General features: G+C 55.3%; 9 protein-coding genes. 4 read left to right on the top strand and 5 right to left on the bottom strand.

Going from position 1 to position 17,112, the window contains the following annotated elements:
- Positions 1 to 2: 2 nt before the first annotated feature.
- Positions 3 to 410, bottom strand: coding sequence for an HU family DNA-binding protein (locus tag C7120_RS01975; protein ID WP_107620159.1), 408 nt, complete (start codon positions 408 to 410; stop codon positions 3 to 5).
- A gap of 333 nt (positions 411 to 743) precedes the next feature.
- Here C7120_RS01975 and C7120_RS01970 point away from each other — a divergent pair, with 333 nt between their 5' ends.
- Together C7120_RS01970 and C7120_RS01965 are read left to right on the top strand one after the other, a co-directional pair.
- Positions 744 to 2,150, top strand: a complete 1,407-nt coding sequence (locus C7120_RS01970) for an aminopeptidase C (protein ID WP_107620158.1) — start codon at positions 744 to 746, stop codon at positions 2,148 to 2,150.
- A gap of 39 nt (positions 2,151 to 2,189) precedes the next feature.
- Positions 2,190 to 2,525 carry a hypothetical protein gene (locus C7120_RS01965; RefSeq protein WP_107620157.1) on the top strand — a complete coding sequence of 112 codons (336 nt, stop codon included), beginning with the start codon at positions 2,190 to 2,192 and terminating at the stop codon, positions 2,523 to 2,525.
- Positions 2,526 to 2,613: 88 nt separating this feature from the next.
- On the opposite strand, the gene C7120_RS01960 is transcribed toward C7120_RS01965, so the two are convergent.
- The 4 genes from C7120_RS01960 to C7120_RS01945 all read right to left on the bottom strand — a co-directional run bounded on the left by C7120_RS01960 (position 2,614) and on the right by C7120_RS01945 (position 8,507).
- Complete coding sequence (locus C7120_RS01960; protein ID WP_107620156.1) at positions 2,614 to 4,221, bottom strand: RagB/SusD family nutrient uptake outer membrane protein; 1,608 nt, start codon at positions 4,219 to 4,221, stop codon at positions 2,614 to 2,616.
- Positions 4,222 to 4,231: 10 nt separating this feature from the next.
- A complete protein-coding gene (locus tag C7120_RS01955) occupies positions 4,232 to 6,928 on the bottom strand; it encodes a SusC/RagA family TonB-linked outer membrane protein (protein WP_369916829.1) in 2,697 nt (898 codons plus the stop codon).
- Positions 6,929 to 7,056: 128 nt separating this feature from the next.
- Positions 7,057 to 7,458 carry an FMN-binding protein gene (locus tag C7120_RS01950; protein WP_107620154.1) on the bottom strand — a complete coding sequence of 134 codons (402 nt, stop codon included), beginning with the start codon at positions 7,456 to 7,458 and terminating at the stop codon, positions 7,057 to 7,059.
- Positions 7,459 to 7,607: 149 nt separating this feature from the next.
- Entirely contained in the window at positions 7,608 to 8,507 is a 900-nt protein-coding gene (locus C7120_RS01945; RefSeq protein ID WP_107620153.1) for a diaminopimelate dehydrogenase, read from the bottom strand.
- Between the two features lie 346 nt (positions 8,508 to 8,853).
- Here C7120_RS01945 and ruvA point away from each other — a divergent pair, with 346 nt between their 5' ends.
- Together ruvA and sprA are read left to right on the top strand one after the other, a co-directional pair.
- Positions 8,854 to 9,468 carry a Holliday junction branch migration protein RuvA gene (ruvA, locus tag C7120_RS01940; protein ID WP_107620152.1) on the top strand — a complete coding sequence of 205 codons (615 nt, stop codon included), beginning with the start codon at positions 8,854 to 8,856 and terminating at the stop codon, positions 9,466 to 9,468.
- Between the two features lie 51 nt (positions 9,469 to 9,519).
- Positions 9,520 to 17,076, top strand: a complete 7,557-nt coding sequence (gene sprA / locus C7120_RS01935) for a cell surface protein SprA (protein ID WP_107621348.1) — start codon at positions 9,520 to 9,522, stop codon at positions 17,074 to 17,076.
- The last annotated feature ends 36 nt before the right edge of the window (positions 17,077 to 17,112 follow it).

Raw genomic sequence — 17,112 nt, 5'->3', positions numbered from 1 at the left:
GCCTACTCCTGCCGCCTGATCTCCGCTCCCTCGCTGAACACCTGGCTGATGCGCCATGTTTTGGGGTCGCGCTTTCCGGCCGGGGTAAACTTACATTTCACCCCGGTGATGTGGCGGGCGATGCTGAAGTCGTCGGGCTTGTCCACCGAGAGGCTCGTTACGCTGAGGTGGAACCGGCCAAAGCCGTTCAGGTTCACCGTCCTGCCCGCCTGGAGCTCCTGTCTCATCTCCTCCACAAGTTCGATGATGAGCCCCTTTACCTCGCCTTTCTTGAAGGTGGTGTTCTGCTCGATGTGCTCTGCCAAGCGGTCGATGTCGGTCTCGCCGGTGCGTACCACCCGGGCAAACCACTTCCCGTAGTCGTGCTGCCGGTTGTATTTGTTCTGGTATAACTTGATGAATATTGCCATGATATGATGTTTTTGGTATTCCTGTCTGTCGTTTCCGTCGCTGCTGCCTGCCGTCTTCCGAGCAGTAAAACTTAAGATTTTACTTACTGAAATCTGAGATTTTATACACTAAAATCTGAGATGTTACTTCTCTTGCGGCGGCTTCCTCAGTCCCCGTCTGCCGTTTCGTTCGCTGCCGGTCGGGGCTCTCCGCGGTTCTGAATGCAAATATACCATTTATTTACAAGCATTCCAAATCTTGGCGCCGATATTTATTTTTCATCAGAGAAGTTGCGGGGATAAATTCTTTTTGCTAACTTTGCCACATACTATCATCATCTAAAACATAAAATAATGAATAAAAGAATCTTGCTGATGGCTGCCCTGCTCGTCATGGTGGGCGGCATTCAGGCCCAGACAAAAGAAGGAGGAATCTCGGAGAAGATGCTCTCCGAGATTGCGAAAGGCAACAGCGACGCTCAGACTAACAAGGCTATCGCAAATGCCGTGGCATCTAATTCCATTGACGATCTTGCCAAGAGCTATGCCAGCAGAATGCCTTTCGACACGCACTTCAGCGTGGAGACTCCGAAGCAGAGCATTCACAACCAGAAGAGTTCGGGTCGCTGCTGGATGTTCTCGGGCCTCAATGTGCTCCGTTCCAACTTTGCCAAGGCTCATCATGATTCGCTCAGGGTGGAATTCTCACAGGCTTACCTTTTCTTCTACGACCAGCTGGAGAAGGCCAACCTGATGCTCCAGGGCGTGATAGACAATGCCAAGAAGCCCATCGACGACATCCGCGTGCAGTTCTTCTTCCATCATCCCATCAACGACGGGGGCACTTTCTGCGGTGTCTCCGACCTTGCCGAGAAATACGGGCTCGTACCCATGAGCGTGATGCCGGAGACCTATTCCTCGGACAATACCAGCCGGATGGCGCGCCTGGTGTCGTCCAAGCTGCGTGAGTTCGGCCTTGAGCTTCGCGGAATGGTGAACGGCGGCAAGAGCGCAAAGGCCATAAAGGCCCGGAAAACAGAAATGCTCGGTGCCGTATACCGCATGCTCGTGCTCACGCTCGGCGAACCCGTGCGGGAGTTCTCGTATGCGTTTACCGACAAGAACGGCAACACCGTAACCGAAGCAAAGCGCTATACTCCGAAGGAATTTTACAGGGAAACCGTGGGCGGAGCCATTAACGGCACTTTCATCATGGTGATGAACGACCCCCGCCGGCCGTATTACAAGACCTACGAGGTGGAGTATGACCGCCACACCTACGACGGCCATAACTGGAAATACCTGAACCTGCCGATGGAGGATATTGCCAGCCTCGCCATTGCCAGCCTGAAGGACGGCAGAAAAATGTATTCCTCCTACGATGTGGGCAAGCAGCTCGACCGCAAGCGGGGCTATCTCGACCTGGACAACTTCGACTATGGAAGCCTCTTCGGAGCCACTTTCGGCATGGACAAGGCACAGCGCATAGAGACCTTCGACAGCGGTTCCACCCATGCCATGACGCTTACGGCCGTAGACCTCGACGCCCAGGGCAAGCCCTTGAAGTGGAAGGTGGAGAACAGCTGGGGCGCCGACAGCGGCGTAAACGGCTATCTCATCATGACCCACCGATGGTTTGAGGAGTATATGTTCCGCCTTGTGGTCAACAAGGAATATGTGCCCGCGAAAATGCTCGAGCAGTATGAGCAGAAACCAATCATGGTGATGCCCGAGGATCCTCTCTTCTCCGTGGACGACTAAGGGCATGCTCCTTGCCCCTTGCGGCTATATGCCAGTGTTTTGTTCGACCCGTCATGGGTGGAGCGAAGCACCAAGTTTGGCGGCAAGGAGGCAGCCTTCTGGGGCAATGCTGGCTCGGTTTATGTGGTCGATTTCCCGATAACCACCGCCTTCGGGATGCGCTATACCCATGGCATAGGCGTCTATATGGCGAAGAAAGGAGATGTACCGGTGTTCCTGAAGCTGCTTCTTACCGACGAGGGCTATGTCCAGAAGGAGCAGCGACTGCGCGGAATCAGGGGAAGCATCGTCTTCAAGAAGGATGCGTGGAACTATGTCCGGCAGAAGATGAAGTCGGCGCAGGAAGACCTTCTGCAGCGCATTGGAAGATGGTAATGTTCTTCCCCGCTGGCCTTGGAAAGGGTCTGCCTACTTTTGGATGAAACTGTATTCCTTATGAACTGTGATCGCTTTTGCGGCAGGATCAATATCCCGGGTTCGGCCGCAGTTGCTTGTTCTGCTTCAATGCCTTGTCGGGAATGGGAAAGACGACGGTGTGCCCGTCATTCTCCGACTGTAGCTGAGGGCGCAGGTCGTAGGCTTGGCAGAACCTTCCGAAGCGTATCAGGTCTTGTCTTCGCCATCCCTCCCACATCAGTTCCAGCAAGCGCTCGTCGAGAATGTTATCCAGCGTGGCGCTTCTGGCCGCCATTCCCGCGCGCCGGCGCACCTGATTCAGTTCCGTGGAGCCGTCCTGTCCGTTTCTGGTCTTGGCCTCCGCTTTCATGAGCAGCACATCCGCATAGCGGAACAAGACGATATCGTTGTCCTGTAATTTACCGTCCGCGTATGCCGTACGGTCTATCTCATACTTCGCCATGCGGGCTCCGGCAGTCTTCTCGTAGGCCGTTCCCGAGAGGTCGAGCCTCACCTCGAGGGGCTTATAGACCAGAGCCTCGCCGTTGTCGAGGCGCACGACGCGTCCGTCCACCCGCAAGGTGTCGGAATAGAAGTTGACGGCGTAGCGGCTGTCTGTCGCCGGGGTGCCATATCCGTAGGTCTGGAGGGTGGACAGCGTGGCGCAGGTGCCGTTCTCGGCATCCATCCCGAGGGCACCTCCATGATTGTAGTGCCGGCTTCGGAAGAGGTATTGGAACTCGTTGGCATAGAGGTTCTTGTCCATGGGAATCGTAAAGATGTTCTCCGGAGAGGTCTCGTTGTGGATGGAGAAATTGGCGGCATAGTCTTCGCTTAATGAGAAGCCTTCGGCCTTGATCTTGTCGCAATAGGCCACGACGGTCTGCCAGGCGTTCTGTTTCTGCCCGTCGACATTGAAGAACAAGTTGTTGCCCGAGGGCTTTTGGGCATCCGTCCAGTCGTCATCGGAGTATATCTCGGCGTTCAATGCCAGCTTGGCCAGCAGGAAATAGGCCACGGAACGGGTTATCCTGCCATAATTGCCGCCCTTATAATTGCTGTGTCCCTCGGGCAGGAAGGGCGCCGCTTCCTGCAGTTCCCTTACGCAGAAGTCGAACACGCTGCTCCTCCCGCCTTGCCCGATCTGGTCGAGAGGCGTGTCGGCCGATGTTACCAGCGGCACATTTCCGAACAGGTCTTGCAGGTAATAATAATACATGGCGCGGAGAGCCCTTACCTCGGCTGTGTAAGCCTGCTTACCGGAGGCGTCGAGGAGGTCGGCATGGCTGTTGATGGTGGCCAGCGACCGGTTGCAGAGCACGATGACTTTATAGAGGTAGTTCCATGTGTTGTAGAGCGAGTTGTCGGTCGGCGTCCAGGCGTGCAGATACAGGTTTTGCCAGAAACCGCCGTCATACCAGTCGCCGCCCCTTGTGGGAAGCATGGCCTCATCGGTGCTGAAAGTGTTGTAATCGTATACTCCCCGGTAGGTACCCTGCAGTCCTTGGCTCTCGCTGTTGCCGCCGATGTAATTGTATAAAGTGGCCACGGCGTTGATGTATAGTTCCGAAGCCGATGTGTAGGCCTCCTCTTCTGGGAGCTGGCTCTTCGGGTTTTCACTCAGGCAGGAGTTCAGGAAGAGGAGCGGCAATAGGTATATGGCATATTTTCTCATGAGTGAAGTCTTAGAATTGAATGCTTAGCGCGAAACTGAAAGAGCGGTAGGGCGGATAGGAACGCTTGTCGTCAATGCCGAGCGTGCTGTCTGCGATATAGCTGTTTATCATCGGCGAGAGACCGCTGTAGCCGGTGATGGTAAGCAGGTTGTTTACCGAGCAAGAGAGTCTGAGCATGCTTACATAGCGCGATTTCACGGGAATATTCCATCCAATGGTTAGATAATCGAGGTTCAGATAGTCTCCCCTCTCCAGCCAATAGTCGGTAGCGGTCTGGTCTTTGATGTTCTGCCGGGGCGCTTCGGCCATGACATTGTAGTCGGGGAAGCTGGTCATGTTCATATAGGTGAGCGCGGTGCCGTTGTAGATTTTGTGTCCGAAGGCTCCGTTCAGCTGCATGCTGATACCAAAGTCCTTATATCTGAAGCTGATATTAGAGCCCAGCGTCATCTTCGGGGTGGCCTGTCCGGCGATGTAGCGGTCGCCGCCGTCCTCGATGTTTATTCCCCTACTGTGGTCAAGGTCTTCTATCTGGTAGTTGTAGGAGCCGTCGGCGTTTTTCCCGAGACCCGTGCAGTGTGGCAGATAAAACACTCCTAAGGGCTGTCCGACGATTTGGTAGACGATGTTGTTGTTGCCTCCGTGGAATCCCGCTCCATTCAATTGGCCGATGCTGGTGATGTCGGGAGCGCTCATCTGAGTGCCGTTGTACTCGCCGCTCAACGAGAGAATCTTGTTCTTCTGGAAAGCGATGTTCACATTGACATTCAGTTCCATGTCCCGTTTCAGTATCGGCGTGATGCCCATACCCAGTTCTATTCCGCTGTTGCTCATGCTTCCGATGTTGGCCAGCAGCTTGTCGTAGGCGAACGGGGGGACGGGAACATCATACATATAGAGCATGTCTCGTGTCTTTGAATAGTAATATTCCGCAGTCATTACGATGCGATTGTTCCAAAAGCCGAGGTCTGCCCCGATGTTGAAAGTGCCTCTCGTCTCCCACTTTAGGTCGGGGTTTACATTGCGCAGGAATCCCATCGTAATTGTGGAAGACCCGTTGTAAGGTACCACGCCGTTAGGACTGAGCAGCTGAAGGGAGTTATAGGGGCTGATTCCTCCTAAGTTTCCCGACTCCCCGTAGCCGGTGCGCAGCTTGAGTTGGGATACTACCCGGAGCGGGATGGAGGAGAGGAATGGTTCTTTGCGGGCATCCCATTCTGCCGAAACAGAAGGGAAAAAGCCCCATCGGTTGTTCTTTCCTACCATGGAACTGCCGTCGGCACGCAGGGTCAGGTTCAACTTGTATCGCCCCATGAGCGTGTAGCCAATGCTTCCCATGCCGGAAGCCAGCGCGGGATTCTCGAACTTGCTGCCCGTTCCTCCATACGGGAGGATGGAGCCTGCGCCGAGATTGTCATAGCCGAAGGTATTGTTTGTAAATCCTTTCACCAAGGTCCAGAACCCGGAGAGGTTCTGTCGCTGATACTCGCCGAGCAGGGTGAGGCCGAGGGCGTGTGGCCCGGCGGCATATTGATAGTCGAGCATGATGTTGCCCAGAAGGGATTCCGTCTTCTGTTCTCCCCGATAAGCCTGTCCCTGTGCCCAGACCCAAGTGGGGCAGAACATGGCATTCTCCAGGGAGTTATATGAGTAGGAGCCGAAGAGCGAGAGGCTTAAGTTCTTCGCCAGGGCGAAGAGCAGTTTCATGTGGGTATTGAAATTGAGGCTCTTCTCGTCGTTCTTCTCTTCCAGCAGGGCTGCCGGAGGGCAGATCTGCGATGCCGTGGAGTTCTTGTTCCAGTTGCCGTCGGCGTCCCTTCCGAAAGGAAAAGTAGGGTTCTGCGTCGCCGCTGAGTAGAAGAGTTTCTGCTTGTCGAAGATGTTCCAGGCCTTCTGCGACGAGCCGAACACTCCCAGATCGATCTTGAGGAAGTCGTCGAAAGCCGCCTGCGTGAGGTCTATTTTCGCCACGAAATTCTGGTGTTTGTTGACTTTTACGACCCTATTGTGGCTCATGAAACCCACGGACGCGCGATAGTTTGACTGTTCCGTTCCTCCGCTGAAGGCTATATGGTGGTTCTGGACGAAGCCTGTGCGGGTGATTTGCTTTTGGAAATCGGTGTCGTATCCGCCGTCGTTATAGTCGAGCCCGAGCTGCTTCGCCGTGCCTATATAGCCGCTCCGCCTTAGCATGTCGATGGTTTTGCAGACCGTCTCAAACCCTATGTTGCCGTCGTAGGAGATGTGGAACTGACCCTCATGGCCGCGCTTCGTGGCCACTTGAATCACGCCCGAGGCTCCCCGTGTTCCATACTGTGCGGTCTCCGAGGCGTTCTTGAGGATGGTGAAGCTCTCTATGTCGGCAGGATAAATCGTGGAAAGGGTGGCCAGATCGGATGAAACGCCGTCGATGATGACCAGTGGATCGTTGCCTCCGGTCAGCGAGGTGGTGCCCCGGACGCGCACGGAGCTGAGCATCGCCATCCTGTCGGATCCGCTCGACGATACATTCACGCCCGCCGCCTGACCGTTGAGGGCTTCCAGCGGATTGGTTACGAGGCCTTTGTTCATGCGCTCCTCGGTGATTCTGTCGACCGATCCGAGCCGTGGGACGGCGGAGGCCGTGTCCGCGTTCAGGCTCTGTTGGGCGCGGGCCGGGAGGCTTGTTGCCGGGAGAAGAGCAAGGAGGAAAGGTAGTAAGGGCATGCGCATGGTGTAAGAGATTTATAGTTCTCCACAAATATAGGTAAAGATCTTCAAAGAAGCAAATAAAAAAAGGAGAATCTTTCAAAAAGATTCTCCCTGTATAGCTGTCGTCCGGCAGACCACCGGACTTACTTATGCTCCTTGTAATATTCCAGTCCCAGTTGGACATTCTTCTTCAAGGCATCCGATGAGAGGGTGGCTCCGCTCACGCCGTCGACCTCTGTTTTCGTGGCCTTGGTTACGCTTTTGCCCTCATATTGTTTCAGCAGAGTCTTGGCTTTGGCGAAGTATTTCGGGGTCTCACGGTTTGCCAAGGGCTCTATTTTCTCAATTTTGTTCTTTTGAATGTATATCTTGACGGGCGTCGCTCCCATGTAGCCCTTGACCTTCTGGCCTAGCTGCTGCGTGTTGACTACGGTGGTCTTGCCCTCTTGGGTCATGATATCGTCGGCCGGTTTGGCGCTGATGAGGAAAGCCACTACCACGATGGCCAGCACGGCGGCTATCATCCCATATGTTCTCTTATCCATTTTTTCCTATCTTAAAGTTTTGAATTCGGGTGCAAATATAATCCATTTTCCCGACAGATATTCATTTTTCGGGAAGAATATAGTTTTTTTTAGCATATCGTTAAGATTCCGCAACATTCCGGAACCGCCCCCTTGGGCTTGCCCGGCGACTATACCAGCCTTCCGATGATGTCCTCACGACTGCCCGGAAGCAGGTCGATTACGGGAATCTCGGGCAGGGTGTAGCAGCCCGGTTGCAGGCGCATCGAGGCACGGGCAACATTCACGAGCACCTGCGCCGTCAGTGCCGGGTTGTTGATGCTCATGTTGAATTCGAAGCGCTGGTTAGGGGTCTTGCCGCTCACACCTTTGCGCACGAGGTGCACGCCGTGGCCCATATCGCGCACATCGTCTACCGACGGCACGGCAAACACATGGGTTTCGTCGTGGGCAAAGTAGGGGTCGGCCTTGATTTCCGCGGTTACGGCCTCGAGGGTGGCTCCCTCTTCGAGCTCCACATAGACCATGCGGCGGTGGATGCCTTCACCCAGCGGAATGGTAACCGAGAGCGCGTTTCTTACTCCCTTCTTGCCGCGGGCGCAGACCGAGTGGCCCATCGACATGCCCGGACCGAAGTTGGTATAGCTCAATCCCTTGGGAGCAAGGCTCTCGAGGAGCACTCGGACAATGGAGTCAGACCCCGGGTCCCAGCCCGCCGAGATGACGGAGACGCGGCCGTTGGCCTTGCAGATGGGCATCATCTCTGTGCGATAGTCGAGGATGCCGGTGTGAATGTCGAAGCTGTCGACGGTGTTGATGCCGAGCGGAATAATGTCCTTGGCATATTCCGGGCAGCTTCTTGTGGGAGTTGCGAGGATGGCCACATCCACACGCTCGAGTTCGAGGATATTCCTTACCACAGGGTATGCGGCTAGTTCGGACGGCCTGTCCTCACTGCCGTTGCGGCGCACGATGCCCGCAATCTCAAAGTCGCTGGAGGCCTCGAGCGCCTGAACGGTATATTGCCCGATGTTGCCGTAGCCCACTACGGCCGCTCTGATTTTCTTCATAACTATGTTTTTTTATGATGTGAAACTATCTTTTGTCTGCCGCAAAAGTACATCATTCCCACGAGAAACCATTCATTTCCCCCTTTTTTTTTGATTTTGGAAATCCTTTTAACGGGCTTTTGCATTTCCGGATTTGGCAGCCGGTGGGACGGGAGGCAGCGGGGAGAATGACAAAATCGTCGATATTGTCCGACGATTTCGCCGATATTGTCCCACGAAATCGCCGATTTTGTAACACCGGAGGCGGCTTCCGGCGAAAATTCCGGATGACTGAAGAGGTTTCTGTGCAATAAATCAGGCCGAGCGGGCGTTATTCTTATCGTATATATACAAAACTTGAAATAAAATGATAGAATACATCAGGGGCGAACTGACAGAGCTTACTCCCGCGCTGGCAGTCGTCGAGGCCGCCGGAGTGGGCTATGCGCTGAACATCTCGCTGAATACTTACACGGCTCTTCAGGGCAGGAAAGAGGTGAAGCTTCATGTCCACGAGTCGCTCGTTACGGGAGGCCGCGACGACTCGTTCTCGCTCTACGGCTTCGCTTCCAGGCAGGAGCGCGAGCTCTACCGCATGCTCATCACCGTGTCGGGAGTGGGTGCCAACACCGCCCGCATGATTCTTTCGGCCTCCTCGCCGTCTGAACTCTGCAACATCATTGCCAACGGCGACGAGAAGATGCTTAAGGGCGTGAAGGGCATCGGACTGAAGACGGCGCAGCGCATCATCGTCGACTTAAGGGATAAAATCGTGGCCAGCGGCATCGCCCAGGAACTGCATGTAAGCACGGAGCCGTCGTCGGCCGTCGATGCAGCCGTGAGGGATGAGGCAGTGAGTGCCCTCACCATGCTCGGATTCCCCCCCGCGCCGTCGGCAAAGGTGGTTGTCTCGATACTCAAGGAGCAGCCCGAACTGCCTGTGGAGCAAGTGGTGAAGCTGGCGTTGAAACAGATAAAATAAAGAAGAGACCTTCCTGCCCTCCTCTTGAGAAAAGGGCGGTGAATGCTGACGATGAAGTTTAGGGATTCGATAGTCTGGCTTGTGGCGGCCATGTTCATGTTGAGCATGGCGGGATATGCCATGTCAATACCTTTTCATCAGGATGTGCGCACCCGGCAGAAGCCGCGAAAAGACACCGTGAAGATGAAGGCGCAGCCCGCCGTCGACGCCGATGAGGAGATTCCCGACTCGCTGCTCCACCCCCGGTGGAAGATCCAGAAGACCACTCCCGTTACCCTCGACGACCTCGGGCAGAATGCCGCCGACCTTCAGCGCCCCGACAATCTGAGGCAGGAAGTGGTCTATAACGACACGCTCGACCGGTATATCATCGGATCGAAAATCGGCAATACCTGGGTGGCTGCTCCCGTGATAATGACTCCGGAGGAGTATCGGAAGTGGAGTGAAAGGCTGGCTCGCAACCAGTTTTACCGCTCGAAGAACGACGCAATCTATCAGGCGAAGGGCAAGGAGAAGTTCGATTTCACCGACATGCACTTCGACCTGGGCCCCGCGGAGAAGATATTCGGCCCGGGCGGAGTACGCATCAAGACGCAGGGAACGGCAGAGTTGAAGTTCGGGGCGACCCTTAAGAACATCGACAATCCCAGCCTCCCCATCCGCAACCGGAAGACGACGACCCTCGACTTTGACGAGAAAATCAACCTGAATGTGAACGGAAAGGTGGGCGACAAGGTGAACATGAACCTCAATTACAACACCGATGCCACCTTCGACTTCGACACCCAGAACCTCAAACTGAAGTATGACGGCAAGGAGGATGAGATCATCAAGCTCGTGGAGGCCGGCAATGTGTCGTTCCCCTCTAACTCCTCGCTCATCACGGGAGCCAGCTCGCTCTTCGGCATCCGCACCGACATGCAGTTCGGCAAGCTGAAGCTGCAGCTGGTGGCATCGCAGAAAAAGAGCTCTTCGACGAGCGTCTCCTCCCGGGGCGGGGTGCAGCTGACGCCGTTTGAGATCGATGTCGCGAACTATGAGGAGAACATGCACTTCTTCCTCTCGCAGTATTTCCGCGACAAGTATGACGCCGGAATGCAGACCTTGCCCAATCTCACCACCGGCGTGAAGATAAACCGCGTGGAGGTATGGACCACCAACAAGACCGGTACTACTGCCAACACGCGCAGCATCATAGCCCTCACCGACCTTGGCGAGAACCAGAAAGTGTCGAGGCCGAGGTGGGCGCTGACAGGACAGCCGGTGCCCTCGAATGGTGCCAATTCGGAGTATTCGGAGATGGTGGGAGCCTATGCGGCCTCACGGGACATCGACCAGACCTCGACCGTTTTGGATGCTGGAGGGCTCGTGGGAGGCGTCGACTATGAGAAGATTGAGAGCGCCCGTCTGCTCAACTCGTCGGAATACACGGTGAACGAGGCTCTTGGCTATATCTCCCTTCGCACCGGCATCCAGACCGACCAGGTGCTGGCCATTGCCTACGAATACACCTATGGAGGTCGCACTTACCAGGTGGGGGAGTTTGCTTCGGATGTAACGGATGTCGGGCAAGCCCTCTTCGTGAAGTCGCTGAAGAACACTTCGAACAATCCCACGCAAGGAAACTGGGACCTGATGATGAAGAATGTCTATAATCTGGCGGCCTCCGTGGAGCGGGATAAGTTTCGGCTGGATGTCAAGTTCCAGAGCGATACGGCCGGCGTCTACCTCACCTACATTCCCGAACAGCAGGTGAAGGACACGCCGATTATCCGTGTCCTCGGTGCCGACCGGCTGGACAATAACAACAATGCGCATCCCAACGGCTACTTCGACTATGTGGCGGGCTACACCGTGAGCAACGGGCGCGTGTTCTTCCCGAAGGTGGAGCCGTTCGGGTCTTATATGTATAGTTACCTCGTCGGCAAGGGCGTGCCTGCCGAGAGGGCCGTGTCTTACGCCTTTACCGAGCTCTACGACTCCACGAAGACCGTTGCGCGGCAGATAGCCGAGAAAGACAAGTATGTGCTCTCGGGGCAGTTCCGGGGCACCTTGGCCAATGTCATCTCCCTCGGAGCCTACAATGTGCCGCATGGATCGGTGGTGGTAACGGCGGGAGGAATCACCCTTGCCGAAGGCTCCGACTACTCCGTGGACTACAGTGCGGGTGAAGTTACCATCCTCAATCAGAGCATTCTCGATGCCGGGACACCGGTGAAAGTGTCGCTGGAGAGCAATACCGACTACGGTCAGATGCGCAAGACGATGTTCGGATTGAACTGGGAATACGACTTCACGAAGAACTTCCAGTTGAGCGGCACCATACAGCATCTTTCCGAACAGGCGCTCACCACGAAGGTAAACATGGGCTCGGAACCCCTGAACAACACCCTTTGGGGGCTCAATGTGAACTGGAAGAAGGAGAGTCAGTGGCTTACCAACATGCTCGACAAGATTCCTTTCCTGCATGTAACGCAGCCGTCGAACATCTCGCTGAATGCCGAGTTTGCGCAGTTGATTGCCGGGCAGAGCTCCGGAACGCAGGATAATGCCTCGTATCTGGACGACTTCGAGAATACCACGAGCAAGATGGATGTGTCCACACCGTCGTCCTGGATAATCTCGAGCGTGCCCGTCATGTTTCCGGATTACAACGACAAGACAACCTTGCGGAGCGGTTACGACCGTTCGCTGCTGGCATGGTACAACATCGATCCTTTGTTCACGCGCCGCAGCAGTTCGCTTACGCCGGCTCATATCAAGAGCGATCTGGAGCAGCTTTCCAATCATTATGTGCGCGAGGTGTATGTGAGTGAGCTGTATCCAAACAGAGATCAGAGCAGCTATAACGGTGCCATATCCACGTTGCCGATACTTAACCTGGCCTATTATCCCAATGAGCGCGGGCCGTATAACTTCAATTCCGCCGAACTTAACTATGACGGGACACTCGCAAACCCCGCTCGCCACTGGGGGGGAATGATGCGCAAGCTGGACACCAACGACTTCGAGACGGCCAATATCGAGTATATAGAGTTCTGGATGATGGATCCCTTCATCTATACGGACAAGCAACCGGACGCCAATGCCTATGGCGGCGACTTCTATATCAACCTTGGCGAGGTGAGCGAGGATGTGCTCCGCGACGGCAAGAAGTTCTATGAAAGCGGTATGCCGGTCGATGGCTCGAGCAGTTTCGTCTATACGCAGTGGGGCAAGATACCGACCCAGGCCACCGTAACCTATGCCTTTGCCACGGGTGCCGGTAACCGTGCCCTTCAGGATGTGGGATTCAATGGCCTCACGGATGATGAGGAGAAGGCGTTTGCTGCCTACCAGACCTTCTTGTCGCAGGCGCAGGGAAAGGTGAGCCCAGATGTCTTCAGGGCCATTATGGACGACCCCGCAAACGATGACTACCATTATTTCCGTGGCACGGACTACGACCAGGTGCAGGCTTCCATCCTCCAGCGGTATAAGAGAATCAATATGCCGCAGGGCAATTCGCCTGATACCGAGAGCCGTGCGGAGAGCTACGACACATCCTATAAGACAACACCTGATGTGGAGGACATCAATCAAGACTACACGCTGAACGAGTATGAAAAGTATTATCAGTATAAAGTGTCTATCCGTCCGCAGGACATGGTGGTGGGGAAAAACTACATCGTGGACAAGCGGACGGCGGTGGCACCGCTGCGAAACAACACTTCCGAGGAGGTGAACTGGTACCTGTTCCGCGTCCCATTGAAAGAGTATGAAAGCAAGGTGGGGGCTATCTCCGACTTCACGAGCATCCGTTTCATGCGCATGTTCCTCACGAATTTCCAGCGTCCCATCGTGATGCGCTTCGGAAGTCTCGACCTCGTGCGCGGCGACTGGCGGGTTTATGAGCAGGTGCTCGACAATTCCAGCTCCTCTGGCGGCGTGATGGCGGTGAGCTCGGTGAATATAGAAGAGAACAACGACAAGACTCCCGTGAACTATGTCCTTCCTCCCGGCATCCGCCGCGAGCAGGATCCCACGCAGCCGCAGCTTGTGGAGGCTAATGAGCAGGCATTGAATTTCGTGGTCTCGAACCTGGGTTCTAATGAGGCAAAGGCGGTCTATAAGAATACGGCTCTTGACCTCCGGCAATACAAGCGCATACAGATGTTTGTCCATGCGAATGCCATGGAGCAGAATTCTACCGACCTCACGGACAATCAGCTGGCCGTGTTCATCCGTCTCGGAAGCGACTATAAAAGCAATTATTATGAGTACGAGATACCTTTGAAGCTTACGCCCCCTAAGGTCTATGACAAGTATTCCCTGGCCGATTGTCAAGCAGTATGGCCGGAAGAGAACATGCTGGATGTGCCCCTGGGCATCTTTACCAAGCTCAAGAAGGAGCGCAATATTGCCAAGGCAGCGGGCACGGCATCGTATAATCGCGTCTTCTCGGCCTACGACGAGGAGCATCCCAACAACAAAATCAGTATCAAGGGTAACCCCACATTGGGTGAGGTGAAGACCATGATGATAGGTGTGCGCAACCTTGCGGGCAGCCAGAAGTCGGGCGAGGTGTGGGTTAACGAGCTGCGCATGAAGGAGTCTAACAACGAAGGAGGCTGGGCCGCGAACGGCAATCTGAATGTGCAGCTCTCGGACTTTGGCGTCGTCAACCTCCAGGGACGCTATATCTCGGAGGGCTTCGGGGGCTTGGAGGAGGGCGTGATGCAGCGTTCCACCGACGACTATAAGACCTACAGCGTTACGACGAGCCTCGAATTGGGCAAGTTCTTCCCGGACAAGGCGAAGGTTACGGCGCCTCTCTATTATAGCCTGACCAAAGAGGAGACCCGTCCGAAATATAATCCCCTGGACACCGACATGATGCTCGACGACGCGCTTGACGCTGCTGCCAACCGGCACGAGCGCGACTCTATCGAGAGCATTGCCGTTACGAAGACCACGAACTCCAACTTCTCGCTCTCGAATGTGCGTGTGGGAATCGGGAACAAGCGCCACCCGATGCCCTACGATCCCGCCAATTTCTCGCTTTCCTACAGCCATTCCCATCGCTATACGACGGGAAAAACCACTGTATATGAAAAGGAAGACAATTGGCGCGGCGCCCTCAACTATAGCTGGACACCGGTCTATAAGGCCTGGGAACCGTTTAGGAAGATCAAGAACAAGTCTAAATGGCTGGAGATCCTGCGGCGTTTCGGACTTAACTGGCTCCCCCAGAATGTGGCTTTCAACACCGAGCTCACTCGCAACTATTATGAGTTGCAGGAACGCGACATGGAGAACCTGCTCGACACGAGGCGTCCGCTCACCTTCAGCGAGCAGTTTCTGTGGAACAGGGACTTTGCCTTGAGATGGGATTTGACCAAGAATCTGCACATGAACTTTCAGAGTGCGACCCATGCGGAGATAGAAGAGCCCTACACGCCGGTGAACAAAGATCTCTATCCCGACCGCTATTCGGCCTGGAAAGACTCGGTCTGGACATCTATCAAGCACTTTGGCACGCCCTTGGACTACAACCAGAGTTTCCAGCTCTCTTACCAGTTGCCGCTCAATCTGGTGCCTCTGTTCGACTGGATCAATGCCAATGCCACCTATAGCGCCACCTATAGCTGGGTGCGCGGAACGGCTCTTGAGGACGGAACCTCGCTTGGAAACACCATCACCAATAACCGCAACTTCAACATGAATGCCACTTTCAGCATGGAGCGGCTGTATAACCATATCCCGTTCCTGAAGAAAGCCAATGAGAGATTCAACAAGGAATCGAGCCGTTCGCAGATAGACAGGGAGCGGCAGGAACGCCGGAGGAGGCGCGAGGAGGCCCGGAGGTCCCAGGGCAAGGATGCCCAGGACCGGGCGGCAGAACGGCAACAGAGGGCTTTGCCCAAGAATCAGCGCAGCTTCGAGAAGGAGATAACCCTTCTGCCCGATACCATCATCAGCGTGAACCATGGCAAGAAGACGCGCCGCTTCACGCTCACGGCGAAACTGGAGGACGGAAAGTCTTATCCGTTGAAGTTCCGAAAAATAGGCGATAACCAGATCAAGATAACCAACAAGGTGGATTCCGCGCTGAGGCTGAAGATTACCGTTACGCCCAAGCCGCCGCTCGATGACCAGACCTGGTATAAGAGCGCCCAGGCCGCCGCACGGCTGATGATGATGGTGAGGAATGTGAGCGTGAGCTATCGCAACCAGTATTCGATGTCGCTGCCGGGCTTCATGCCGACCGTGGGCGACGCCTTCGGCCAGACCCGTGGCACGGGTGCGCTTTCGCCGGGACTTGATTTCGCTTTCGGACTTACCGGCGACTCTTACATCGAGCGGGCCCGTGAGAACGACTGGCTGCTGATGAACAGTTCCTATGCGACGCCGGCTACCTCCAATCAGACTTCCGACCTGCAGCTCCGCGTGATGCTCGAGCCCGTGAAGAATCTGAAGATCGACCTCAATGCCGCCCGCACGCAGACCCGGGCAAAGAGTGTGCAGTATATGTATGAGGGGAACCCGACCACGCAGAGCGGCACCTTCACCATGACCACGATTTCGCTCCGCAGCGCTTTCGAAGGTGTCGGCAATGCCGCCTCGGGATTCCGTTCCAAGAGCTTCGACCGGTTCTGCGGCTCACTCGACGGCTTCCGCAACAGGGTGGAGGCGCAGTATGCGGGCGTGCCCTATCCGCTTTCGTCGTCCCTCGCGGGGCAGACCTTCGACGCTGCCAACGGCGGAGTCGATCGCTATAGTGCCGATGTGATGATTCCCGCGTTCCTTGCCACCTATACCAGCGGCGGCAGTACTTCGCTGGATATTTTCCCTGCGCTCTCGCGCCTGTTGCCCAACTGGACTGTACGCTACAGCGGTCTGACCAGGCTGCCGTGGTTCCGCGAAGTGTTCAAGAGCTTCAATGTCAACCACGGTTATAAGAGCATCTACGCCGTGGGATCGTACAGTAGCTTCAGCACCTATATGGAATACATGAACGGCATCGGCTTCATCAGCGATGCCACGACGGGAAATCCCGTGCCGAGCAGCATGTATAATGTCTCCACCGTCAGCATCAACGAGGCCTTCTCGCCGCTGCTGGGCATTGACATGACCTTTGAAAACAACCTCACGGCAAAGCTGGAGTACCGCACGACAAGGGTCTTGAGTCTGAGCATGACGAGCATCCAGATCAACGAGGCCACCAGTCATGACTGGGTGATAGGCATGGGCTACCGCATTAACAACCTCAGGCTCTTCGGCGACAGAGATGCTCGAAAGGTGAAGAACAAGAAGGCAAGCTCGCAACAGAGCGCCCCCCCGACTACGGGAAGGGTACAGGCCAACCACGACCTGAACCTCCGCCTCGACTTCAGCTATCGCCAACAGGCAAGCATCAGTCGCGACATTGCTTCGATGACGAGCGCCGCAAGCAGCGGGAATACCGCCCTGAAGTTTAGCTTCAGCGCAGACTATACCCTTTCGCGGCTGCTTACCATGAGTTTCTATTACGACCGGCAGACCAACCGTCCGCTGCTGGCCAGCAACAGCTATCCCACCACCACCCGCGACTTCGGCCTCAGTCTGAAGTTCAGTCTTACGCGATAGGGCGGGGCGGCAACGGCCTGCCGCGGGGCTGAAAGT

The sequence above is a fragment of the Prevotella sp. oral taxon 376 genome (assembly GCF_003043945.1).
Lineage (GTDB): Bacteria > Bacteroidota > Bacteroidia > Bacteroidales > Bacteroidaceae > Prevotella.
The sequence above is the reverse complement of the archived record's forward strand: the minus strand, read 5'-3'. Positions and strand labels throughout refer to the sequence as shown.